Genomic DNA, 25,775 nt, shown 5'->3' on the forward strand with positions numbered 1-25,775 from the left:
ATTACTGACCCTGAGCTGCGTCGTTAATCATTTTTTCGTTTGCAGTAATGGCAAATTCCACTCTACGGTTCTGTGCTCTTCCTGCTTCTGTATCGTTGGTGGCTACAGGGTTTGATTCTCCTTCACCCAGAGCAAAAAGTCTGGAAGTGGCAATTCCTTTTGCATTAAGATATGCTTTCACAGAATTGGCACGTCTTTCTGATAATTTCTGATTGTAATCATCTGCACCTTTGCTGTCTGTATGACCATAGATGTTGATATTGGTATCAGGATTATTTTTAAGAACCTGTGCCAGTTTATCAAGATTTGTTTTTGCCAAAGAAGTAAGATCTGAGGAATCAAAAGCAAAAGTTACAATACTTTCGTTTAAAGTAATTTTGATACCGTCGCCTACTCTTTCAACTTCTGCTCCAGGTAAAGTATCTTTAATTTCTTTTGCCTGTTTATCCATCTTGCTGCCGATAACGTTACCGGCCACACCACCAATTACACCTCCTAAAACGGCACCAAGAGCGGCATTTTTACCTTTTCCCACATTGTTACCAAGAATACCTCCGATTACTGCACCGGATGCAACACCTACTGCGGTACCTCTCTGCTGGTGGTTAGAATTCTGTACTGCTTCACAGCTTGTGAGCAATAAGGCTGAAGATAAAAATAAGCCTGCGATATATGTTTTTGTAATTTTCATTTTAAATATGTTTAATCAGTTATTTATTTCATTCCTGTTCTCTCGAAGTTGTAAACAACTCTTACATTTTCGCCGTTGAAAGGAATATTCTGTTCTAAAGAGAATTGGTCTGTAGCCTGTTTTACAAGCGTTAAAGTATAACCAGCTGTATTTTGTTTAGCTTTTGTACCGTCTGCAATTTTCTTGAAATTAAATGTTGTACCATTTACAACATCAATTTTAATGGGCTGTGTAAAGCCACCTCCACAATTTCCGCCCCCTCTGATGGTATAAGCTCCGGAAAAATTGTTAGGAATCAGACGCCAGTGACTTCCCACAAAACACTGTGCATCTATACCGTCATCGAAAGGTTTAATTTTAAACTGTTTATCGTATTCTATACTTACAATATCGTAATCTCCTTTCATTTTGAGAAATTCAGATCTGTTTTGCTGTGCATCTCCGGCTTTTTTTACTCCTGAGCATGAAAGGCTCATTAGCGAAAGACCCATCAAACCTGTAAAAATTAACTTTTTCATAATTTCTGTTTAATTATTTAATAAAGACTTAGGCATAAAAAACTATGCCAAGATGCCACAAAAACAAAAAAGTCCGCAAAAAATTGCGGACTTCATTATCTGGAAAATTTTTAAAATCTACTTTCTGACAGATTTTTTTGAAGCTTTTGAAGGCTTTGCTGCCTTACCTGAATTTGCTTTGTAATAATTGGTGTAAGCATATTCAGCAGCTTTTTTAAGATCAATAACGCCGCCAGCCTGAGAATAGTCTGCAAAAGAACCCACTGTACTCAAGTTACTTGATTTTGTAAGAGACTCAATGATCTGTGCCGGTGTAAGATTCGGCATATAAGCCAATAATACTGCTGCAGCACCTGCCACTACAGGTGAAGCCATTGAAGTACCCTGCAAATACTGGTATTCGTTTTTTGGAGTGGTTGAATAAATTTCCTGACCTGGTGCAAAAACGTTGACCATTTTTTTGTTGTAGTTAGAGAAACCAGCTCTCAGTGAAGCACTGTCATTTGTACTTGCTCCCACCACCAGAACATTGTTTACAAAAGGTGCAGCATCATAAGCATTTTTAAAGTTTGTAGGATAAGCTGTGTGCTCAGCAACATCCTGATTTTCGTTTCCTGCAGCTTTTACCAAAAGAACTCCTTTGTCCTGCGCATATTTGAAGGCATCCCACACTACATTTTTACCTGGAGAAACCGGTTTACCAAAAGACATATTCAAAACTTTTGCGCCGTTGTCCACAGCGTATCTGATGGCATTGGCAACATCTTTATCTCTCTCATCCCCGTTTGGAACGGTACGTACAGACATAATTTTTGCAACTTTGGAAGCTACACCATATTGAACTTCTTTTCCCTGAGGAAGACCTGCGATAATTCCCGCAACGTGAGTTCCGTGAGTGGCATCAGGGCCTTCGTAATGGTTGTTACCATATTTTTTTTCAGAATAATCGTCGTAGTTATCTCCAACTATTTCTTTTCTTGGATCGAAATTGATGTCATATTGCTGTGCCATTGGAGTAAAATGATCCAGAGCTTCTTTCATCTGCTCTCTCATCGTTTTTTCAAACTCAACAGAAGATTTTCCTGCAAATTCAGGATTGTTTACAATCTGGTTCATTACCTGTAAAGCTCTTGCTTCATTTTGGTCTGCAGGTTTCATTGCCTTAACAGTTTCAGCAGTGAAGGCTTTTCCATTCAACATTTTTACCATGGTAGGAATAGACTCCTGAATACCAGTATAAATCTGCACACTCTGTTTACCCTCCATACTTTTTTTGCTGTACATGTCTTTAGATTTCATGTACATTGCAAATTCTTCCGGCATTTTTGCCTGATTAGCTTTATTTTTAGCTGAATCATCTCCTTCAAAAAGAGGTTTATATTTGGCAACAACACGGGTAACTTCCATATTATCAACATCGATGTCGCCATTTTTTCCTCCAATGAAACTCCATCCGTGGATATCGTCAATGTAACCGTTGTTATCATCATCTTTACCGTTATTTGGAACTTCGTTAGGATTTGACCAGATATTTTTTGCCAATCCCGGGTGATCTACCTGTACACCACTGTCTAAAACACCCACAACTACAATTTTTGGTTTTAAACCTTTTGACTCTAAAAATTTATAAGCATTTTCTGTATTTACACCATAAACTTTTGTAGTTGAAAAATCTTTGTGATACCAAGTCATCAAATCTTTATCCGACTTCGGATCTGTAGCTTTTGCTGAAGTTTCCTGTGCATGAGACATAGTGAAACCTGTAAGAAAAACCGCTGCTAAGAATAATTTTTTCATAAGCTGATAATTACATTTTTAAATCAGAATAAATTTATTTTATCTCTGAGAATTAATTAAAATTCTGCGGAACACTAATTTATCTGATAATTATTTGTTTACATTTCTAATATAAGTAACCGATTCCGGACCTTTGTTACAAAGAAGATCAATTATGGATAAATCTTTGATAAAACCAAGCTTATCTGAAAACGTCTGATAGTATTCTTCAGCTTCATATTCTGATTCTTTTTTAGCTGAAAAACTATCTCTGAAATCCACGCCTTCCGGAATTTTGCGGTATTCTGTATTCAAAGAATATGCCTTTTCTGTTTTTAGGATCTGCTGTATGGTTTCAAGGCTTTTTAAATTAAAATCAAAAAGAAATTTTTCCCTCATTTCAAATATTTTCACCAGTTTATCTTCGTAATATTCAAAATAAGGCGAACTCTGATAAGCGGTTTTAATGGATTTCCAGTGAAGATTTGGCCAGTTTTCACGGTAAGACATTTCTATACTTTTGTAATCCCTATTCCCATTGTGGTTAATGGGAATAATGAGCGAAAGCTTTCCGTTGGCTCCATAAATATTGCAACGGTTTCTGTAAGTCTGCTTTGGAAAGTTCTCAGACTGCTCAAGACTGATTTCATTTTCATCGTTTAAAAATTCTGAAAACCATGAAACTGGTGGTAAATAAAATACCGGTAATAATATATTCTGCATCTTTTATATCGCAAAAATGAAGTACTTTTTCAAATACTTCATTTTTTTAATTTTAATTTTGTTTACTAATCTTCTGTTTTGTTTTTGTTAAAAAGCTTCACGAAGTATTCCCAGCCAAAGAATAGGATAAGAATCATCGCTGCAATCCACCAGTACGAAGTTTTGTTGGCATCCCCTGTGTTGGTCGCTTTGAACATTCTGTCCCAACGGAATCTCCATCCATCTGCCTGATAAGAAGAATTGGAATCTTTAAAAGCTCCCTCAATACTCATCCACGTAAACATCGGTTTTCCAACAATATTTTCTTCAGGCACAAAACCAAAGAATCTCGCATCCAAAGAAGCATCTCTGTTGTCCCCAACCATCATGTAATAATCCTGTTTGATGGTGTAGTTTGTTGCAGGCTGATTGTTAATCAAAATCTGACCGTTATTTTCTGAAACGCTGTTGTGCTCGTATTCAGAAATAATCCAGCGGTACATTGGTAAAGTTTCCTTATTGATAGCAACCACGTCTCCTTTTTTAGGAATTCTTACCGGCCCGTACCAATCCTGATTCCATGCTTTGTTGACAGGGAAAATTGACTGCGTTGTATCGATTTTTGTTTTATTTGCATCTTTGTAAGCAATAGCTGCTTCCCCTTTTGGCATAATATCTTCCTTCATTTCAGTTACCTGAGGAAGTTTTTTAATTTCAGCTGCAGTTTTATCTGTGAGACCCTGAAAAGCATAGATAAATCCGTTACCGTCTGGAATTTCCTGTACAGGCAAAAATCCGTAGATATCATATAATCCAGGAATATCCAACTGACTTCCCGTTTTCACTATAAATCTGTGCTGTCTTTCCTGATCACCAAGAACAGTCTCTGGTTTGCCATTAACAAACAGTCTTCCTCCACGCATTTCAAAAGTTTCACCCGCAACAGCCACACATCTTTTCACGTAAGGATCTTTTCTGTCGATTGCTGTATGAACTGAATCCTGAGGGTAATTGAAAACTACAATATCGTTTCTCTGAGGTTTATTAAACTGAAATATTCTTTCATAAGGCAATTTTACACCATCAACATAAGATTTACCGTCATTTTTAGGATTTCCGTCTTTTTGAAAATCATAAACTGTTCCCTGTAAAAACGGTATTGCCAAAGGACGCATCGGCATTCTGTAACCATAACTCCATTTGTTGACAAACAGGAAATCTCCAACAAGCAAAGTTCTTTCCATCGATCCTGTCGGAATTCCAAACGGCTGAGTTACAAAAACGTGAATAATGGTTGCAAAAACTACCGCAAACGTAATTGATCCCACAAATGAATCTTTCTTTTTGATCGCTTTTTCTTCATCAGTCAAAAACATATTTTTCGCCTCCTCATCTTCAATTTCTGCATCTTTAGAATAATTGACAGATGCCATGTAGATGAAAGGTAAAATAACCGTAAGAATCTGATGCTGAACCAAACTCTTACTAAATTTTTTCATTAAATAAATATGAAAAACAGTCATCATAATTGGTCCTACAATCGGAAGGTAAGACAGAATTGCCCACCATTTAGGATGCTTCGTTTCCTTTAAAATAATAAAGTAATTGTAAAAAGGTATAAACGCAAAAGCAGGATTGTATCCCATTTTTTTGAACAGTTTCCACGTGGAAAGTCCCATCAATACAGATAAAATGAGAACGTAAACTGCGTAGGTTAAAAAGTAATTCATATATTTTTCTAAATATGATTTTTTGTTTAAAAACTTATTTTCTGAATGATTATTTTCTGTACTTTGTCAAAGTTTTAAAGCGGTTGGTTTGTACTTTGACAAAGTTTTATAAACTTATGTAACACAGGTATTAGTACAAAATTTAGAAATTTGTTACAACATTAAAGACCTAAAACGTCATTCATTGTAAAAATTCCTTTTTTGTCTTTGATAAATTCTGAGGCTACTACCGCACCCAGTGCAAAACCGTTTCTGTTGAATGCGGTATGTTTAATTTCAATCTCGTCCACTTCACTTCTGTAATAGACACTGTGCGTTCCCGGAACCTCATCTTCACGAATTGCAAAAATCCCCAATTGGTTATCTTTAGTTTCCTCAAGTTTCCATGCATCAAATTTTGGATGATGTTTGAAAATTCCTTCAGCAATTGAAATAGCAGTTCCGCTCGGTGCATCTTTTTTGTGAATGTGATGAATTTCTTCCAGCTGACAAATGTATTCATCCACATTTTTCATCAGATCCGCCAATTTTTCATTTAAAGCAAAGAAAAGATTTACCCCTAAACTGAAATTGGATCCATATAAAAATGCAGTTCCGTTCTCAAGAGCAATTCTGTCGATTTCTTCTCTTTTATCGAGCCATCCCGTTGTTCCGCAGATCACAGGAATTTTATTTTCAAGACAGGCTTTAATATTACTGAAAGCTGCTTCAGGAACAGAAAATTCTATCACCACATCAGGGTAGTTGAGATTTTCGGCAGTCGGAGTTTCCTTCAGGCGGGCAACGATTTCGTGGCCTCTCTTCTGAGCGACCTCTTCAATTATTTTTCCCATTTTACCGTATCCCACTAATGCTATTTTCATGTGTATAATTTAATGTACAAAACCGTATTGACAATTAATACGGTTTAATCTTTTACTAATTTTAAAATCTAAAATTCAATGCTAAACCTGTTTTTGGAGGTTCAGTTCTGAAATTATCATAGATAACTGCCGGTGCAAAGGTAAGATCCGGATCTTTTCTGCCTTCGTAAAGATGGGCATCTACCACGGCATCTACAATGTTTAGGATATAAATTAATCCCGTAATAGCGATGGCATAATCACGCTGCCTCTTAATCCTGTCCTGTTGGTTTCCCAGTGCAATTTTATCCAGAAACGGTCTTGAATCTACATACTCATTAGGTGTACCGTTGAGTTTTGCAATGTAATATCCCCGTGCTTTAATGTAATTATTCTGATTCCAGATTGCAATACCGGCACCCGTTCCTACGGCTCCCAAAACAATGGGCACTTTCCAGTATTTCTTATTGTAAACCTGGCCCAGACCTGGCAAAACGGCTGAATACAAACCCGCCTTTGTAGGATTAAGTTTTTTTACTGCATTTTTTTTTTCCGGAGTATTGATTTTTTCGATCTCTGATACCACAGCAGCTTCATTTTTAGGTTTTGCCGCAGGAATACTGTCTTTTGCGTAGTGATCAAGACGTAGAGAATCCGTGGGAGTACCTATCTGTGCAGAACCCAAACCGAAAATCAGCAGTAAAAATGTGATGAGTGTTTTTTTCATTTACTTGATATGGGACAAAATATACTCCAGCTCATCTTCATTTTTAAAATCGAGAACAATTTTGCCTTTTTTTCCGGTTCCTGTTGTTTTAATTTCAACTTTTACGTCTAAAATATCCGAAATTGTTTTCTGAGCTTTCCTGAAATTATTTGACAGTTCTGCTTTCGCTCTTTTTGCGGCAGGGGTTTTAGGATTTTTAATTGCTGAAGCTGCCTGCTCTGTCTGCCTTACATTCAGTTTTTCTTTGATAATTAAATCAAAAAGAGTCTGCTGATGTTCCTCATTATCAAGGCTGATAATTGCACGGCCGTGACCCGCGGAAATCTCTCCGCTTCTGATCGCATTCTGAATATCTGGGCTTAATCTTAAAAGTCTGATAGAATTGGTAATCGTACTTCTGTCTTTCCCAACTCTTTGGCTTAAATTTTCCTGTGTAAGACCGATTTCATCCATCAGTCTTTCATAAGTCAATGCAATTTCTATTGCATCAAGATCTTCACGCTGAATATTTTCAACCAAAGCCATTTCTAAAAGCTCCTGATCATTGACCAGGCGGATGTAGGCCGGAATTGAGGTAAGACCTGCAATTTTACTGGCGCGGAAACGTCTTTCTCCTGAAATAATTTCAAACTTTTCACCGTCTTTTCTTAAAGTTACAGGCTGAATAACACCTAAATTTGTGATAGACTGTGCGAGTTCGTTTAATGCTTTTTCGTCAAAGTAAGTACGTGGCTGAGTAGGATTAGGGTAAATATCTTCCAGAGCGACCTCAACAATATTCCCCACAAATTTATCTGCACCTTCATCAGTTGCCGAATTGATTGTTGCTTTGGATTCTGCACTCAAAATGGCGCCTAATCCTCTACCCATTGCTCTTTTTTTGTCCTTCATTCTTTATAAATGATAATTGATATGTAACCGTTTACAGCTTCTCAGCTCTACAGTCATTTAGTTTTTTACTAATTTTTCGTTTTTCAGCAATACCTCCTCGGCAAGCTGAATGTATTGAATTGCGCCTTTACTTTCGGCATCATAGTTCAGGATACTTTCACCAAAACTTGGAGCTTCACTCAGTCTCACATTTCTGCTGATAATTGTTTCAAAAACCATTTCTGGGAAATGAGCATTAACCTCTTCCACCACCTGGTTTGATAGTCTCAAACGGCTGTCATACATTGTAAGAAGTAGACCCTCAATATCCAGATCTTTATTGTGGATTTTCTGAACGTTTTTGATTGTATTCAGAAGTTTTCCCAAACCTTCCAGCGCAAAATATTCACACTGAATTGGAATAATTACTGAATCTGCAGCAGTAAGTGCATTCACAGTAATCAAACCCAAACTCGGTGCACAGTCTATGATGATATAATCATAATCATCTTTCACCGTCTGAAGCGCTTTTTTCATCATGTACTCTCTGTTCACCTTGTCTACAAGCTCGATTTCAGCGGCAACCAGGTCAATGTGAGAAGGTACAATATCCAGATTGGGAGTGGATGTCTGCTTGATGCAGTTTCTTGTTTCCACACTGTGTTCCAATAAGTTGTAGGTAGAATACTGCACATCATCTACACCTAATCCGGAAGTTGCATTTGCCTGAGGATCAGCATCGATAATTAAAATTTTCTTTTCTAAAACACCCAGTGCAGCTGCGAGATTTACAGCAGTAGTTGTTTTTCCGACGCCTCCCTTTTGATTAGCGATTCCTATGATTTTACCCATTATTAGAACTTTAAGGCTCAAAAATACACAATTTTCTCTGCTTTGTGCGAAGGGATAAAATCAAAATTGAGTTAAAGTATTGTTAACAAACGCTTTAGACTAAAAAAAAATTATCCACAAAAAAAAATCTTTGTGGATAAGTTATTAAATAAAATTTAAAAGATTACTGGTCAAATTTCATTTTGATAGGAAATGAAAAATAGCTTCTCACAATATCACCGTCCATATCAATTCCCGGAGACCATTTTCCTTTGACTTCCATAATAGTACGGATCGCTTCTTTATTGAAAGCTGCATTTTTACCGTTTGCTTTCAAATTAGAAATTGTTCCGTTTTTCTCAACAATGAAAGTAACTGTTGTGGAAAGAACTTCTTCATCTGTGAAAGATTCCGTATCAAACTTATTCATCACCTTGTTTCTGAACGCATCTATACCACCGTCAAAGTCTGCAGCTACACGCAAACCTCCTTGGCCTACCACATCAGGCTTTGCTTTCGGAACCACAGGATCTGCTTTTGGCAACTGCGCCGTACTGTTGTTATTAGGAGTTACATCGGTTTGGGGATTAGGAGTAGTTGGTACCACTCCAGTTGGATTATCCACAGTTCCTGCTACCGCGTTATCCGGTTTTTTAGTCTTAACTCTTGAATCATCCGCATTTCTGGTAGGTGTGAGCTCCTGCGCATTGTAAGTTTTAACATTTTGAGCCGGAGGTGTTACAGTTATTGGTTTAACTACATCAGGCTTCACCGGCTCTTCATAATCAACATGTGTAAGTTCTATCACAGTACCCGTGGGAACAGCTGCAGCCTCTCTGCCTGAGTTGATTACAAATGCTGTTAAAGAAATTCCCGCAATGGCTGTCAAACTCAAAAAAAATGCCTTAGCTAAGATTCTGTTGTATTCTGTTCTGAGGTCGTATGCTCCATATGCTTTATTACGGTTTTGAAAAACGATCTTATTGAAGCTTAATTCCGGATCGGAGAAAAATTGTCTCATAATAGTAATGTATTAAATTTAAAAATAATTAATTTTCAGAGTATCATCTGATATTTAGAAAACGCATCAAATTTTTTGCCAAATATTTGATAATATATCAAACTTATATGCAAAACATTGATAATTACAAATTACAACATTACGGTTTCACAACTTATTTACAAAAGTACCGTTTTAACCAAAAAAAATCTGCTTAGGAAAGCAGATTTAAACTTATTCTTTTACAAATTTCAAATTTCTGTCACCAATCTGGAACATGTAAATTCCCGGTGATAAATTTGAAATAATGATGGGTTTTGACTGTTGATAAACTCCACTTTTCACAAGACGTGCATCGGCAGAGAAAATTTTATAGCTGAAAGGTTTTTTTATGCCTTTAAGAAAAATTTCGCTCTTTGCGGGGTTGGGGTATAATCCAAAATTTTCAAGATCGATTTCCTCTAATCCTAATGTAGCATCCTGTACAACGGAAGAATTATTTTCCAGAATCTGATATTCATAGTTGAATTGAACGCTGGCAACGGGAAAACCTATCACCTCAGTAAAATACTGACTGTTTGTGGTATTGTTCAGAGAAAAATATGCAACCTGACCTCCAGTTCCGTTTACTTTAACGGGCAAAGGCATTTCAAAAAAACTTACCGAAGGATGACTTTGGGTTTGTGCAGCTTTAAGGGTGAGAGTGCTTCCTGTCTGTTTCCAGCGGATATCGTATGTGGGATAACCCTGACCATAAATCCAGTCATTAAAAAATTCTGTAAAATCTTTTCCTGTTGAGGTTAAAACAGAGTTCTTAAAATCAGCAGTCACTGCGTATTTGTAGGCAAGTTCAGGTCTTGCGTGATAGTCTTTTATTGCATTATAGAAAGGGGTATCGCCTAATATCCATTTCATCATTCTCAGCACATAAGCGCCTTTAGAATATGATAATCTTCCGTTAAATATAGACCCTACACTTCCCAAATTGGCATCAGCAACATAAACACTTCCTCCGGGAACACTTGTAATATAATCTTTTTCAGAAATGAGATAGTTCATAAACTGAGAATTGGTCATCAACAGCTGCTCGTACGCCAGATGCTGCCCGAAAGTGGCAAATCCTTCATTCAGCCAGATGTCATTCCATGCGCCGCAGGTAATTTTATCCCCAAACCACTGGTGGGCAAGCTCGTGGGCAATTAGACCTCTGTCCCAGCTTCCCATTGAAGACATAGTCTGGTGTTCCATACCGCCGCCATACATAAACTGCATGTGGCCGTATTTTTCATTTCTGAAAGGATAGAGACCAAAGTAGTTTTCAAATGTAATCATAATATCTTTCGTCCACTGGATATCTGCTAAACTGCTTACACTGCCTGCTGTGGAAGGATATACATAATTAATAAACGGAAAAGGCGGTGACCCAATGGTATCTGTGAGTTTGGTAAAATTTGTAATTGACAGTGCGACGAGATAAGCTGCAGTGGGATATTGGGTACGCCAGAATGTAAGCTTTTGATTTCCCGGAAGAGAAGTTTCAGACATCAGCATTCCGTTTGATGCCACGTTGTATTGTGAGGGAGTTGTAATTTTGATATCAAACCTGTCTATTTTATCGTTCAGACTCTGTTTTGTAGGAAACCAGTCCTGAGCTCCATAAGGTTCACTTAAGGTTGCCATTACCGCAGTTCCGTTCTGTGACGAGGTGCTGAAAGAATTATTTGCCGTGGAGGGTGCACCACTGTAATTAATAGTAAGTGAATCTAAGACATTTGCAGAAATGGGCGTTTGAAAATCTATCTTAATCTCCTTCGTTGCCAGCTGTTGAAAAGACAGGCTCGTACCGTGATACTGTACCGAAGAGACCGTTAAAGTATTGGAAAGATCAAAATAAATACTGCTCATCGCCTGATTGGGTTTGAAATGAGAAGTTACAGAACCGGCAACGTTGTAGACTGCAGGATTTAGAGACAAATCCATTCTCTGATATTGCAGATCGTAGTTCAGAGTATTGGGATTGATATTTCCGGCATTCATTTTGGCCGCAAAAGATTTCATTTCTTTATTTCTCAGACCTTTCATATCTATGTTTTGATCCTGAGCTGAAATGATCTGAAAGCCGAAACCAATCAGAAAAAGAATATATATTTTTTTCATTAAATCTTTATTAAAATCACATCAAAGATAAAAAAAACCTTCTAATCAAAAATTAAAAGGTTTTAAACATTATTAAAAATAAATTTTTACAAATCTAAAGTGGGTTCTATTAACTTTTCCATTCTTTTTTTAACCATATCTACAGAACCTGCGTAGTTATTAACCAAAACTGAAAACACAAGTGTCTTGCCTGAATTTGTTCTAATGTAACCTGCCAAAGCTTTTACTTTGTTTAATGTACCTGTCTTTGCAAAAACCTGTCCGTTTCCTGTTTCCAGAAACATTTTTTTCAGCGTTCCGGATTGTCCGCCAATCGGGAGAGAATTAAAGTAAGTCTGATAGTATTTGGTTCCCATTAATGAAGTAAGATATTTCACCTGAGAAATTGGCGTTACTTTGTTACTTCTTGAAAGACCGCTGCCATCCATATAATTAAGACCTTCCAGATCAAAAGCTACCTCTTTCAAATGCTCTGTCACTACTTCTCTTCCTGCTTCGGGAGTCTGATTTCCTTTCTTAAAATATCCTACCGTTTTAAGCAGAGCTTCTGCTAAAGAATTATCACTTCTCTGATTGGTGTAATAAATTATATCTGCCAAGGTGGGAGATTTATAGACGCTTACCGTTTTTCTCATTTCCGGCTGAGGATCTGAAATCTTTGTCTGAACTTTTCCGGTTACTGCTACACCGCTTTTCACTAATCCCGCCCTGAATGAATTGGCCAAAAATGCTGGTGCATCTGGCATCTTGGTAGTTAAAACACCCGCTCCATCGTATTTTTCGGCATAAACCATCTGACTGGTGTATGGCGAAACATAGAAATATTTTTTATCACTGCTGAATGCCGTATTCTTCTTTACAATCAGTTTTTCATTAGCCGGATTGATTTCCTGAGTGGTACCTGCCGGTAAGTAGTAATTATTGTTTTCCAACCACACAACATTTTCCGGAAGTCTCGTAATGTTACCTTTGAAAAGCGCTGTCTGAATGACAATATCACCATTTATCTTTTTAATACCTTCTCTTGAAAGACCTTCTGTGAAATCTGCAATAATCTCTTTGTATGACCAGGCACCCGCTTTGTTTGTTCCCAGAGACGGGTCGCCACTTCCTACAATATACAGATTTCCGTTCAGAACTCCGTTTTCATCCACTGTTCCTGAATATTCCAACTGCGTCATCCAACGGTAGTTTTCACCCAAAAGACTCAGTGCCGTTTCTGTGGTGAGCAGTTTAGTAGTAGATGCAGGAACCAAAGCTGTATTTTCATTATAAGATGAAATCACCTTTTTGGTTTTAGGATCGTACACTACAAAACCCCACGTTGCATTTTTTAGCACCGGATCCGTCATTAAAGTATTGACGTTGATGTCTACAAGCTCTTTGGGAGATAGAACCGTTTTCTCAATCATCGCGACTGGCGAAGGAAGATTAAAAGATTTCTGGGTTTCTGAATTCGGATTATAGAGAACTGTAGATACGGTAGTTTGAGCAAGGAATAAACCAGAAGCCAAAACCGTAATACCTGAAATATATTTCCTGAAATTTACCATCTAATTTTTCTTTTTTTGTCTGCTTTTTTGATTGAATCGTTCCTGATTTGTTAAATCATAAAAACAGGGTCAAACATATAACCAACGATCAAAAGTAGATATTATTGTTAGAAATCAATACATTAACCACTAATAAAAGCAATTAAAGTTTGTTAAAGTTTGTTAAAAGTCTATTAATAAGTGTTTTTTGATGCTTTGGTAAGGTGTAATCTCATCGAACTCATCAAGGCTTTTTAAAACTAATTTTTTAAACGGTGTATATTTATTTCCTCTCGGAAGTTTAATTATTATCTGAAACTGAAACATATTATTGATCTTAAAAACCGGAGATTTTTCAGGACCTAAAACACATTCTTCAGGTAAATATTTCCTTAAAACAGAACCCATAAACTGCGACGCCCGGGTAATTTTATCTTCTTTACGATGACTTAACTGCAACATAATCATCTTGGTGTAAGGCGGATAATGAAACTTTTTTCTTTCTTTTAAAAAATAATCATAAGTTTTTGCCGCATCATTCATTTTAATCAACTGAAATACAGGATGATCCGGATTATAGGTCTGGATTAAAACTTTACCGTTTCCTGAAACTCTTCCCGCGCGCCCCGAAACCTGTGTAATCAACTGATAGGCACGTTCTTCAGCTCTGAAATCCTGCACATACAACATAGAATCTGCTTTTGGAATCGCTACCAACTCGATGTGATCAAAGTCCAAACCTTTGGAAATCATCTGCGTTCCGACTACAATATCGGTTTCTCCTTCTTCGATCTTTTCATAGAGTTTCTCGTAGGCAAATTTTTTCCGCATTGAGTCTACATCCATCCTGTCAACTTCATGATCAGGAAATAATTTTGAAACTTCCTCATGGATCTGCTCTACACCAATGCCTCTTTCGTTCAGATTTTCAGAAAAACATTTCGGGCAGACTTTTGGTTTTGAAGCCCGCTGACCGCAGTAATGGCATTTCATCTCATTGGCAGATTTGTGATACGTCATCACCACATCACAATTTGAACAGTAATTGACATAGCCACAAGATTCACATTCAATCACACTGGCGTAACCACGGCGGTTGTGAAGGATAATGCTCTGTTTATCTTCATCCACAGTTTTTTTAAGTTCTTCAAGCATTCTGAAAGAAAAATTTCCGTTCACATGCTTAGAATCCTGTGCTTCTTTGAAATTAATGAGTTCAAAAACCGGAAGTTCAACATCACCGAATCTTCTGTCTAAAAAAACATATCTCAAACGGTCTTTCTGCGCCAGATAAAAACTCTCAACCGAAGGAGTTGCCGATCCTAAAATCACATCAGCATCATAGAAATTTCCCAAAACCAAAGAAACATCTCTCGCATTAAAATAAGGTGAAACTTCTTTTTGTCTGTAAGCAGAATCGTGCTCTTCGTCGACGATGATCAGACCTAAATTTTCGTAGGGAAGAAATAACGCATTTCTTGTTCCAATCAGAATTTTAATATCATTCCGGCTGATTCTTTTCCAGACTTCCACCCTTTCAAAATCGGTTAATTTTTGATGGTAAAATCCGATCTGGCTGCCGTATTTTTTTTCTAAACGCTGCGTAATCTGTTTGGTTAAAGAAATTTCCGGCAATAAAAAAAGTACATTTTTGCCCTCTGCAATACATTCTTCAATTTTCTCTAAATAAATGTGCGTTTTCCCTGAAGAAGTTACTCCGTGAAGCAAAACGTTTTTGCCTTCTTCAAAAGCAGCGTCGATTTCTTCTTTTGCAACCTTTTGAATATCCGAAAGTTCTTCAAGCTCTTCGATTTCGCCGTCATAGCTTTCAATCCTGTCTTTCTGCCTAAAATATTCTTCGATAAAACCTTTATCTGCCAAAGCTTTAAAATGAGAAGATGAAAAATAGCCATCTTCAAAAAGCTCTGATTTTTTTAAAGGCTGATTTGGATTTTCAGTCTGTTTTTCGAGGATGTGAAGAAATAATTCTTTCTGTTTTCTTGCTTTTGTCAGGCCTAAAAGAATCCCGGTAAGACTTTCATTTTTTAAAACCTCATCGTTGATTTTTACGTAAGCCACTTCTTTGGCTTTATATTTTTCAGCAACCTTTTCATCAATTTCGATATATTGAAGATCAATCAATGAATTGATGGTTTTGATGATATCTTTCTTTGGAATAAAAGCTTCAATATCAGTTAGATTAATTAACTGTCGAACTTCCAGAGCCTGAATAAGATACATTTCGTTGACATCCAGAATCTCAAAATTGACGACGGCGTTGGGCTTTAATTTTAAATAAGTTTCACTTTCCAGTTTCAAAGAAGACGGAAAAGCAAAACGGTAAATCTCGCCCAGACTGCATAAATAATAGTCTGAAAGCCAGTTCCAAAACTTAATCTGCTCTTCGGGAACGATTGGTTTACTGTCTAAAATACTGATGACTTCCTTAGCGACAAAATTTTCCGGAGCAACATCATGAAGTTCAAAAACGATTCCTGTATAGATTTTTTTTCCGCCAAAAGGTACGAGTACACGCATTCCACACTGAATCTGTTCTACAAGTTCCTCAGGAATTTTATACGTAAAAGATCCTTTGAGACTGAGCGGTAAAATTATCTGGGCGTAATACAAGAGAAAAATTTAAAAGTGTAAAATTAATTGTTTCTGAAGAGAAGTGCAATTTTTTTTAGGTTGAGGATTAGGTTGAGGCTAAGGATGAGGATGAGATTTAGTAGTAGGATGCGTCATGGTTAAAATGTACTGTGGTAAAAAGGTCGAATCGCTCGCAGCCCGACCTGAGTGGAGCTCGTCATTGCGAGGAGCAAAAAAGTTCAACTTGAGGATTGCTTCGTTCCTCGCAATGACAGCGGGAACGGAGGGCGGATAAAGCTGCCCAAATAAAAAAAACCAACAATAAACAAATTAAATAATCTGTATCACAAGACCCTTGAAAATAATGGTTTAAGATTAATGCATCGTATCCCACAAAGTCATTACCTCAACTTTTTCCAAAGGTTTCGAAAGCTTGATTCTTTTTAAAGTTTTGGGGAGCAAATCAAAAAAGTTGTCAGAAAAATGCGTATCGCCTATTAAATAGACATCTTTCGCCAGAACATCGGTGGAAATTTCGATTTCTGTTGGAGAAATTTTCCTGATTTTAATGTTAGGTTTTGTAAGTTTCAAATCTTTTGGCTTTGCGAAGAAATGTGTGTTCTCGGCAATGATTTTGTCATATTTATCTCTAATGATTACATTTATAAAAATTTCATTTTTGCTAACATCTCCAATTAAGTCATCAATACCTAAAGCATCAAATTTCAAAACATTATTATCTAAAACCTTACCGTCCGGAGAGCTCACTGCAGCGGCTACACTTTCTCCGTCAAACTTAGAAATATCAAATTCTATTGTAACATCTTCAAATTTTTTCAAACCATCATTAACTCCATAAAAATTTAAAACTCCATCCTTTTCTTCTGTTAAAATCACCTGATTTTCAAAGCTTCTTTTTACCTGATAATGCAGCGCTTTCCAGTTTCCCAGATAATCAATCGATGACCATGAAATCACCGGCCAGCAATCGTTGAGCTGCCAATACAAAGTTCCCATATTGTAAGGTTTTGCGCGGTGGTGGGCTTCAATTGCAATCTGCATTCCGCGAGCCTGAAGCAGCTGGGAAACGTAATTGTATTTTACGAAATCTTTCGGAACCACATAATCCCGCTTCATATATTCGTTGATGATATGAAAACCACGGGCATTTTTTTCATGAGCTTTGATGGTTGGATTTTCTAAACTTAAATCAGGATTTCCAGAAAACATTGATTTTACAGCTTCCTGACTTGGCATTCCCTGAAAACCGTATTCAGAAGCAAATCTGGGAACTTTTCCATTGTATATTTCAAACGGAAATTCGCCCCACCAAACGCCCCAGTAATGAGAATCGCCTTCGGTTAAGCTTTCTTTGTGTCCCCACCCAATCGACGGTGACGTTGGCCAGTAAATGTTTTTTTCTGAAGTTAAATTTTCTTTCAATGCATTCGGAATAACTTCATGGAAAAGCTTTTTGTAATCTTTCCAGACCTGTAGAGAATCTTCTTTTGAATATTTAAACTGCTTCTGGTAACCCCAGTTGACGATGGCTTCATCAATTTCATTATTTCCGCACCACAAAGCGATTGACGGATGATTTTGTAGCCTATTGACCTGATCTTTGACTTCCTCTTTTACATTGTTTAAAAACTCTTTGTCTGACGGATAAAAACTTCCGGCAAACATAAAATCCTGCCACACGAGAATTCCGTTTTCGTCGCAGGCCTTGTAGAATTCGTCATCTTCGTAAATTCCGCCACCCCAGACACGGATCATGTTCATATTAGCATCTTTGCAATCTTTGATGAGTTTGTGATATTTTTCTTTGGTAATTCTTGGCGTAAAACTGTCGGATGGAATCCAATTGGTTCCTTTCGCATACATCGGATTTCCGTTGACTTTAAAATAGAAAGATTTTCCTTTTACGTCTTTATCCTGAATTAATTCAATGGTTCTGAGACCAATTTTTTCATTTTTCTCATCAATAAATTTTGAATCTTTTTTTAGAGAAATTTTCAGATCATATAAATTCGGTTCGCCCCAACCGTTTGGCTGCCAAAGTTTTGGATTTGTAATCTGATACGCAATTGAAAATTTATTTAAACCTGATTTTAAATTTACCGTATGCGTTTTTTTATTGATTAAAAAACTGTATTTCCCAGTTTGTTCAGCAAAAATTTCAGCATGAATAATGAGTTCAGCTTTTTGTTTTGTTAAACTTTTCTGTTCTATTTTTACGTTATCGAGCTTTGCATAATTCGATAAATTCAATTTTACATCTTTCCAGATTCCTGCAGTAACCAATCTTGGTCCCCAATCCCAACCGAATTGATACTGTGCTTTTCTGACAAAACTTCTTGGAGATTCCGGCATTGTAAAAGGAACTTTTTTGGCTAAATCTTTCCCGACATTGACAGATGATTTGAATTTTATCTCTAAAATATTATCACCGACATTCAAATCACTTTTTACCGGAATTTTCCATGTTCTGAACATGTTGTCTGTTTTCTTCAGCAGTTTTCCGTTTAAATAAATTTCAGAATAGGTATCCAATCCATAAAAAACCAGTTCAGCATTTTGATTTTGTAATTCTTTAGCTGAAATTTTAAAAACCGTCTGATAATCCCAGTCTTCATTTTCTACCCACTGTACTTTTTTCTCATTCTCATCTTTGTATGGATCGGGAATAATTTTATGATCCATCAAATCTAAATGAACGGTTCCCGGGACCGCGGCCGATAGCCATTTTTGTTCCTTTGTATTTTTGAAATACCATTTTTCTGACGATAAATTTCGCTCGAAAAATTGGGCGCTGATGAATATTTGAATGAAAAATAAGGCAAAGAGTATGGCTTTGTTCATTTATAGTTTATGATAGGGTTGGAAGTATCTCAATCCACAAAGTATTGAAAAAACTTTTATTCGGTAATTCCACATTGAAGAATATTGCTTTCAATTTTTCCTGTAAACAACTTATAGTCTGAGAATGTTTCTCTTTGTTTTTTTGTCAAGAAATCATAAAAACAATTCTGTACATCAAACTGTAATTGTAAGTTGTATCGTTTACTCTCATCTAAATTATACCAGTCAAAAACGTACAAACTTTCTGTTGAAACATTTTTCAGATCAATTAAAACTCTGAAGTTTATTTTTTGCTTTGGTTTAAGAAAAACTAAATTTCTCACTAAATAATAGTTAATTTTTGCTTTTGATTCATCATTAATTTCTTGCGTTTTAGACCAATTAACATAAGTATTATCAATTACTCCACACCGAGAAATCTCTTTAATATATTTTTCGGCAAAATTATCTTCCATATATGCAGTTCCTCTTTTAGCCTCAATTTTTTCTCCAGAATTAGCATCTATTACAATTAATGTAAGTGCTAAAGGATTATAAGATGAATCATATTCTGAGAAATAGGCACAAGTTTCAAAATTGAAGAAAGCTTTTAGATTCGTCAAGTCAACCGGAATAATATAATTATTATTGGTTTCATTTTCAATACTAACAACTGCACTTTTTTTATCAAATGACATACTAAATGTCAAACCAATTTGTGATTTGATAAAGATTGGAAAGAAAAAAATTATAAAATATCTCATTATTCAGTAACGAAAATTAATGACAAAATTAGACAATAACCTTCAATTTTTTAATCTCCTCAGCATTGGCAAACGATTCATAAGACAACACCGCAGAAGAGTGAAAATACCTTCCATTCGTCACATTTTTCAGCTCTGAAATATTATTCGAACGGACACCGCCGCCGATTAAAATTTTAATATCATCGCCAAAATTTTCAATGAGTTTTTTTAAATTTTCTTTTCCTTCCATTGCAGAATTTTCTCCACCGGAAGTGAGAATTTCCTTGAACCCCAGTTCAATCAGTTTTTCTGCAGATTCAAAAATATTTTTGGTTCGGTCAATGGCTCTGTGAAAAACGCACGGTTTTCCGTTGGCGAGATCAACTAACAGTCTGTTTTTTTCGTAATCAATTTCCTGATTTTCGTCTAAAATCCCGAAGACAAAACCATCAGCTTTGGCTTTAGAAAATTCGATGATATCCCGCTGCATCCGCATAAATTCTGAATCGCTGTACATAAAACCACCGCCAACAGGGCGAATCATCACATGAATAGGTTTGGAATATTTATCTTTTAAATACCTCAATTCTTCAAGGTCGGGAGTGATTCCTCCTGTATTAATATCAGTACAGAATTCAATTCGGTCAGCAACAGAATTCAAGGCTATTTCAGCGGAAGTGATATCGAAAGTGGCTATTTCTAAAAACATTTTTTTTTGAGGTTTGAGGTTTGAAATTTAAGGTTCGGGGTTCGGGATTCGGGATTTATGAGTAGAATCTTGCACTTGTCTCTTTTTACTTTTTACTAGGCTCTTACTAGCTTACTTTAAAGCAAATTCAGGCTTCTCCAGACGGTTTCCTTTTTGGTCTTGAACAGCGAAATTAAATCCGTCCTGAATACAATATGAACCATACTCTCCTTTTTTATTGATGGCAATAAATCCTACCTGAATATCTTTTAAATTTTTATTTCTTTTCTGAGTAATTTTCACAATCCTTTCCACCGCTTCTTTACAGGCCTGTTGCGGATTTCTTCCCTGTCGCATCAGTTCGACCACAAGATGAGTTCCCACCGTTCTGATGACTTCTTCTCCATGTCCTGTCGCCGTGGCAGCACCAACTTCATTATCAACGAACAAACCTGCACCAATAATGGGCGAATCACCTACCCTGCCGTGCATTTTGAAAGCCATTCCGCTCGTGGTGCAAGCTCCGGATAGATTTCCCATAGCATCCAAAGCAATCATTCCAATCGTATCGTGATTTTCTATGTTGACGATGGGTTTGTAATTGCTGTCTTTCAGCCATTCTTTCCATTCTTTTTCGGATTCTGCAGTTAGAATATTTTCTTTTTTAAAACCTTGGGATACGGCAAACTGAAACGCTCCGTCGCCCACCATCATCACGTGAGGAGTTTTTTCCATCACTGCTCTTGCAACAGAAATTGGATTTTTAATATTTTCTAAAGCTGCAACTGAACCGATGTTGTAATTTTCATCCATAATACAGGCATCAAGCGTCACTCTTCCATCTCTGTCTGGGCGACCACCATAGCCAACGCTTCTTTCGTTCGGGTCATTTTCAACCAGACGGACGCCTTTTTCAACTGCATCCAAAGCTCTTCCGCCTTTTCCTAAAATCTTCCATGCCTCTTCATTAGCTTTTAAACCAAAATCCCATGTCGAAAGAACAATTGGTTTATTGATCAACGTATTCTCATTTTCCGGAACTTCTTTAGCAATTAAATCTAAAGGATTTAGCAATAAAGCCGATGATAAAATCCCTGTGGTTTTTAAAAATTTTCTTCTTGAATTCATTCTTTAGTTTAAGGTTTGGTGTTTTATGTTTAAGGTTTCTTCAATTAAGTATTCTTTCTAGCTAAATTTAATGTCTGTCGCAACATTAGACATTAAACTTACCGCGCTCCAATTTCATCGACGAAAAGCCATGCTTTGGAGTCTGCGCCTGGATTTCCTGCGGGAATAATTCCTGCGTTTTCTATTTTGATTTTAATAAATTTAGCATTATGATTACCGACTTTAAGACAGATTTTTCCTTTTGCTGAAAGGATTTCCTCTTTCCCAATTTCTTTAGTGATTTTAAAATTTTTGCCGTCATCTGAAACCGAAACTGATGCCGATTTTGCCAGATGAATCCAGCTTCCTTTGTTGTCTAACGTATTGAAATAAACTTCTGAAAAACCTGTTTTTTCTCCTAAATCAATTGTCGCAACCACATCTTTTCCCTGAAAACCAAGCCATGTTTTTCCCAATTGTTTTACATTTCCGGTAATTCCGTCGACCAAGGTAAAGGCACCACCGAATGAATAATTTTCGCTGGGCTGATTTTCCAAGGTGATTTTTTTACCGGTCGTTTTCGAGGTGGAAAAATTTTGAGAAGAAACTGCAGATTTTAATTCTCCATTTTCAAAATAAGCCGATTTTATGATCATTGCTCCTGATATCGGAATCGGATTCTGATATATCGCAGAATTGGCCTTTGGCTCGCTGCCGTCAACTGTAAATTTAATTCCGTTTGGATTTTGTGAAGTTGATAGTTCGTAGGAAACACCGTTTTTATTTGGAACTACTTTTCCGGCGATATTGTAGATACTTTTAGCATAATTAATGTTGATTTTATCTAAAATTTTAAAATGCTCCACCACTCTGTCTTCAAATTCCTTGTACTTTTCCGGCTTCGAAGTTCCCCAACCTACTTCGGAAAGCGCAAATAATCTTGGGAAAATCATATACTGAACCTGTTTAAAATCCAGGATATATTCCGTCCATAAATTTGCCTGAACTCCCAAAATATATTTAGACTGCTCCGCATTTAATTCAGCAGGAATCGGATTGTACGAATAGACTTTATCCAAAGGCGTGAAACCTCCGAACGCATTAGGTTCGGTCTGCGGATCGCCCTGATAATGATCAAAATAACAGTATGCTCCAGGCGTCATTACGGCGAAATTATTGGTTTTTGCGGCTTCGATTCCACCTTTAATACCTGTCCAGCTCATTACTGCTGCGTTTGGAGCCAATCCACCTTCCAGAATCTCGTCCCAACCGATGATTTTGCGGCCTTTTGAGTTGACATATTTTTCAATTCTCTGAATAAAATAACTTTGCAGACCGTGCTCGTCTTTCAGATTGTTTTTTTTGATTAAAACCTGACAGTGCGCACATTCCTTCCATCTCGTTTTCGGGCACTCATCGCCTCCGATGTGAATGTATTGAGAAGGGAAAAGCTGAATGACCTCATCCAAAACATTTTCCAGAAAAGTAAAAGTTTCGTCTTTCGGGCAGAAAACATCATCGAAAACACCCCATTTTGTCGCTGCTTCGAAAGGTCCTTTAGTACACGCCAGTTCAGGATACGCAGAAAGAGCAGCCAGGGCGTGACCAGGCATTTCGATCTCTGGAACAACGGTGATATGTCTTCCCTGAGCATATTTTACAACATCTTTTATTTGTTCCTGAGTATAAAAATACGGACCGTAAGGTTTCCCGTCATAAGTATCATCAACGTACGCTCCAATCATGGATTCTTTACGCTTTGAACCGATTTGAGTAAGCTTTGGATATTTTTTAATCTCGATTCTCCAGCCCTGGTCATCCGTTAAGTGCCAATGGAAAGTATTCAATTTGTACATTGCCAGATAATCGATGTATTGTTTTACTTCTTCAACTGTGAAAAAATGACGGCAAACGTCTAAGTGCATTCCGCGCCATGCGAATTTGGGTTTGTCACTAATCTTCATCGCAGGAATCTTTCCGACTTCTCTAAACTGTTCAAATAATTGGACTAAAGTTTGAATAGCAAGAAAATAACCATTTTTTCCAGCATACATTACAAATATCTTATCAGTAGTTATAGAAATCAAATAACTATCATTTTTACCTTCTTCATTTCTTCTTCTACCAGGATAAGGATAATCTCCTGTAGTAAAATTTGCAATTTCTTTATCTGTTTTTTCATATATAAACATCGAACCCAACCTTTTTTTTAAATATTCAGTATCCTCTTTAGGAACATCATAAAATTTTAAAGTTTTAGGAATTAAAAATTCACCGTTTGTAAATTGAATATGATTTGGATAAGGAATTAAATTCAGTTTTGTCTGAGCCGAAAAACACGTCGAAATCAGTAAAGAAAAGACCAAAAGAATACGCAGCATCTTGTAGAGTTTAGATTTTAGCGAATATAATTCTTTTCTGAAAAATTCAGTCTATCATTTAACTATTTCAGCTTCAAAACATCTAAGTTTGTATAAAATTAAATGATGAAAAAAACTTTTATCCTCGCGGCAGCATTATTATTTTCAGTTTCTGCACAGGCACAGATTTTAGATATTATCAAATCTACGGTGAAAAATCAAACGGGTGTAGATTTAGACAATCCTAAAACGGTTCCGTCAACCACCACTACAAAGCCTCAAACCGGCACAGCAAGTTCGCAAACTCCCACCAAAAGCACGTCATCAGTAAATCTTGGAAGTCTTACTTCAACTCAAATCTCATCAGGTTTGAAAGAAGCTTTGAATTTAGGCGTTACGGAAGGTGTGAAAAAACTCGCTGTTCAAGACGGTTTCCTGAAAAATGAAGCGGTAAAAATTTTAATGCCTGAAAAACTAAGGGTAATTGACACAAAACTTCGTGCTTTCGGATTGGGAAGTCTCGCGGATCAGGGCGTGAAATTACTCAACAGAGCTGCCGAAGACGCAGTGACAGAATCTGCTCCGATTTTTACAAAAGCCATTACTTCGATGACGATTACCGATGCGAAAAATATTTTGCTGGGTGGCGATAATTCAGCTACGAATTATTTACAAAGCAAAACTCAGGCGCAACTGTTTACTGCATTTCAGCCAAAAGTAAAGGCTTCATTAGGAAAAGTAGGTGCCGATAAAGTATGGAATAATCTGATTTCAAAATACAACACACTGACCGGACAAGCCGTTTCAACAGATTTAAACGAATATGTAACCAACGAAACCATCAATGGTGTTTTCAAAATGGTGGCAGAGAAAGAAAGCGGAATCAGAAATAATTCTGTGATGAGAACGACGAGTATTCTGCAGAAAGTTTTTGGGGCGCAGGATGGTAGATAGTTCTTTTGTCTTGAAATTAAAGATTCGACGTAGTCAAACAAAAGAACCAAAAGTTCAAGACTTGGAACTCTTCGCTAAAAATTAAAATTTAATCCTAAAATCCCCAAACTCGTGCGGATTTAAAGTTCATCTGTTAAGGTAATGTGACCGCACTCAAACATTGGGAATTTTTTAACGGATTAATTTTTAATTTTGACTGCGTCGAATCTTCGATTTCTTAACGCTCCGATTTCCTATGTCATTTTATAGGAAATTTCATATTATATAAAAAACCTTGCCCGACTGGACAAGGTTTTTTATATAATTAATCATTTTAAGCCACTTGCCAAAAGCCACTTAAAATTGCATTTCAGGAATTTCGCCATCAATAATCAAATCTGCTTCTGTCGATTTTATAATATGCTCCACCGAAACTCCGGGAGCTCTTTCTATCAGTTTGAATCCGGCAGGCGTAACGTCTAAAACGGCCAGTTCGGTAACCACTTTTTTCACACAGTTGATTCCCGTCAAAGGAAGTGAACATTTTTTCAGAATTTTGCTTTCTCCGGCTTTGTTCACGTGCATCATCGCAACGATTATGTTTTCGGCTGAAGCCACCAAATCCATCGCACCGCCCATTCCTTTTACCATTTTCCCTGGAATTTTCCAGTTGGCGATGTCACCGTTTTCTGAAACTTCCATAGCACCGAGAATTGTTAAATCTACTTTTTGGCTTCTGATCATCCCAAAACTGAATGCAGAATCGAAAAATGAACCGCCTTCCAAAATTGTAATGGTCTGCTTTCCGGCGTTGATGATGTCTGCATCTTCCTCACCTTCAAAAGGAAAAGATCCCATTCCCAAAACTCCGTTTTCACTCTGGAATTCTACCGAAAGATTATCGGAAACGTAATTCGCCACCAATGTTGGGATTCCGATTCCTAAGTTTACATAATAACCGTCTTTTACTTCCTTTGAAATTCTTTGTGCAATTTGTTCTTTCGTTAGCATAGCATAATCTTATCCTGCCAAATTAGCTATTTTTTCAGAATTACGAAATTTTTTCTTTCTTATCCTATGATAAATTTTGATGCTTAAATTGTCGTAAATTTGTTGGCTTTTAATTTTACTA

Annotated in this window: 20 protein-coding genes; 1 reads left to right on the plus strand and 19 read right to left on the minus strand. The window is 36.8% G+C overall.

Annotated features, from left to right (window positions below):
* Nucleotide 1: 1 nt before the first annotated feature.
* The 18 genes from ASG31_RS12380 to ASG31_RS12465 all read right to left on the minus strand — a co-directional run bounded on the left by ASG31_RS12380 (nt 2) and on the right by ASG31_RS12465 (nt 23,731).
* On the minus strand, nt 2-691 hold the full coding sequence (locus tag ASG31_RS12380; RefSeq protein ID WP_056032935.1) for an OmpA family protein: 690 nt from the start codon (nt 689-691) through the stop codon (nt 2-4).
* 23 nt (nt 692-714) lie between these two features.
* Nucleotides 715-1,209 carry a hypothetical protein gene (locus ASG31_RS12385; RefSeq protein WP_056032938.1) on the minus strand — a complete coding sequence of 165 codons (495 nt, stop codon included), beginning with the start codon at nt 1,207-1,209 and terminating at the stop codon, nt 715-717.
* Between the two features lie 117 nt (nt 1,210-1,326).
* Nucleotides 1,327-3,006 (minus strand): S8 family serine peptidase, encoded by a 1,680-nt coding sequence (locus tag ASG31_RS12390; RefSeq protein WP_056032940.1) that lies wholly within the window; start codon nt 3,004-3,006, stop codon nt 1,327-1,329.
* A gap of 90 nt (nt 3,007-3,096) precedes the next feature.
* Nucleotides 3,097-3,708 (minus strand): WbqC family protein, encoded by a 612-nt coding sequence (locus ASG31_RS12395; RefSeq protein ID WP_056032943.1) that lies wholly within the window; start codon nt 3,706-3,708, stop codon nt 3,097-3,099.
* A 65-nt stretch (nt 3,709-3,773) separates the two neighbouring features.
* Nucleotides 3,774-5,417, minus strand: coding sequence for a signal peptidase I (gene lepB, locus ASG31_RS12400; protein ID WP_056032946.1), 1,644 nt, complete (start codon nt 5,415-5,417; stop codon nt 3,774-3,776).
* A 161-nt stretch (nt 5,418-5,578) separates the two neighbouring features.
* Nucleotides 5,579-6,280 (minus strand): 4-hydroxy-tetrahydrodipicolinate reductase, encoded by a 702-nt coding sequence (gene dapB, locus ASG31_RS12405; protein WP_056032950.1) that lies wholly within the window; start codon nt 6,278-6,280, stop codon nt 5,579-5,581.
* Nucleotides 6,281-6,341: 61 nt separating this feature from the next.
* Nucleotides 6,342-6,986 (minus strand): DUF5683 domain-containing protein, encoded by a 645-nt coding sequence (locus tag ASG31_RS12410; RefSeq protein ID WP_056032953.1) that lies wholly within the window; start codon nt 6,984-6,986, stop codon nt 6,342-6,344.
* Complete coding sequence (locus ASG31_RS12415; protein ID WP_056032956.1) at nt 6,987-7,877, minus strand: ParB/RepB/Spo0J family partition protein; 891 nt, start codon at nt 7,875-7,877, stop codon at nt 6,987-6,989.
* Between the two features lie 57 nt (nt 7,878-7,934).
* Entirely contained in the window at nt 7,935-8,708 is a 774-nt protein-coding gene (locus ASG31_RS12420) for a ParA family protein (RefSeq protein ID WP_056032960.1), read from the minus strand.
* A 163-nt stretch (nt 8,709-8,871) separates the two neighbouring features.
* Nucleotides 8,872-9,708: a hypothetical protein gene (locus tag ASG31_RS12425; protein ID WP_056032962.1), complete on the minus strand. Its 837-nt coding sequence runs from the start codon at nt 9,706-9,708 to the stop codon at nt 8,872-8,874.
* 213 nt (nt 9,709-9,921) lie between these two features.
* Nucleotides 9,922-11,844, minus strand: a complete 1,923-nt coding sequence (locus ASG31_RS12430; RefSeq protein ID WP_056032965.1) for a M1 family metallopeptidase — start codon at nt 11,842-11,844, stop codon at nt 9,922-9,924.
* Between the two features lie 86 nt (nt 11,845-11,930).
* The gene (gene dacB / locus ASG31_RS12435) at nt 11,931-13,397 is read right to left on the minus strand and encodes a D-alanyl-D-alanine carboxypeptidase/D-alanyl-D-alanine-endopeptidase (RefSeq protein WP_056032968.1); all 1,467 of its coding nucleotides are present in this window, start codon (nt 13,395-13,397) and stop codon (nt 11,931-11,933) included.
* Between the two features lie 162 nt (nt 13,398-13,559).
* A complete protein-coding gene (gene priA / locus ASG31_RS12440) occupies nt 13,560-16,007 on the minus strand; it encodes a primosomal protein N' (protein WP_056032972.1) in 2,448 nt (815 codons plus the stop codon).
* Between the two features lie 336 nt (nt 16,008-16,343).
* Nucleotides 16,344-18,830: a beta-mannosidase gene (locus tag ASG31_RS12445; protein ID WP_056032975.1), complete on the minus strand. Its 2,487-nt coding sequence runs from the start codon at nt 18,828-18,830 to the stop codon at nt 16,344-16,346.
* 56 nt (nt 18,831-18,886) lie between these two features.
* Nucleotides 18,887-19,507 (minus strand): hypothetical protein, encoded by a 621-nt coding sequence (locus tag ASG31_RS12450; RefSeq protein WP_056032978.1) that lies wholly within the window; start codon nt 19,505-19,507, stop codon nt 18,887-18,889.
* Between the two features lie 94 nt (nt 19,508-19,601).
* Entirely contained in the window at nt 19,602-20,264 is a 663-nt protein-coding gene (locus ASG31_RS12455) for a copper homeostasis protein CutC (RefSeq protein WP_056032981.1), read from the minus strand.
* 111 nt (nt 20,265-20,375) lie between these two features.
* On the minus strand, nt 20,376-21,371 hold the full coding sequence (locus ASG31_RS12460; protein WP_056032984.1) for an isoaspartyl peptidase/L-asparaginase family protein: 996 nt from the start codon (nt 21,369-21,371) through the stop codon (nt 20,376-20,378).
* A 98-nt stretch (nt 21,372-21,469) separates the two neighbouring features.
* Nucleotides 21,470-23,731: a beta-N-acetylhexosaminidase gene (locus ASG31_RS12465; protein WP_056032987.1), complete on the minus strand. Its 2,262-nt coding sequence runs from the start codon at nt 23,729-23,731 to the stop codon at nt 21,470-21,472.
* A gap of 105 nt (nt 23,732-23,836) precedes the next feature.
* On the opposite strand from ASG31_RS12465, the gene ASG31_RS12470 reads away from it, so the two are divergent.
* Nucleotides 23,837-24,664 (plus strand): DUF4197 domain-containing protein, encoded by an 828-nt coding sequence (locus ASG31_RS12470; RefSeq protein ID WP_056032990.1) that lies wholly within the window; start codon nt 23,837-23,839, stop codon nt 24,662-24,664.
* A gap of 336 nt (nt 24,665-25,000) precedes the next feature.
* On the opposite strand, the gene ASG31_RS12475 is transcribed toward ASG31_RS12470, so the two are convergent.
* Nucleotides 25,001-25,654 (minus strand): 3-oxoacid CoA-transferase subunit B, encoded by a 654-nt coding sequence (locus ASG31_RS12475; RefSeq protein ID WP_056032993.1) that lies wholly within the window; start codon nt 25,652-25,654, stop codon nt 25,001-25,003.
* Nucleotides 25,655-25,775: the final 121 nt, after the last annotated feature.

Source organism: Chryseobacterium sp. Leaf404 (genome assembly GCF_001424145.1).
Classification (GTDB): Bacteria; Bacteroidota; Bacteroidia; order Flavobacteriales; family Weeksellaceae; genus Chryseobacterium.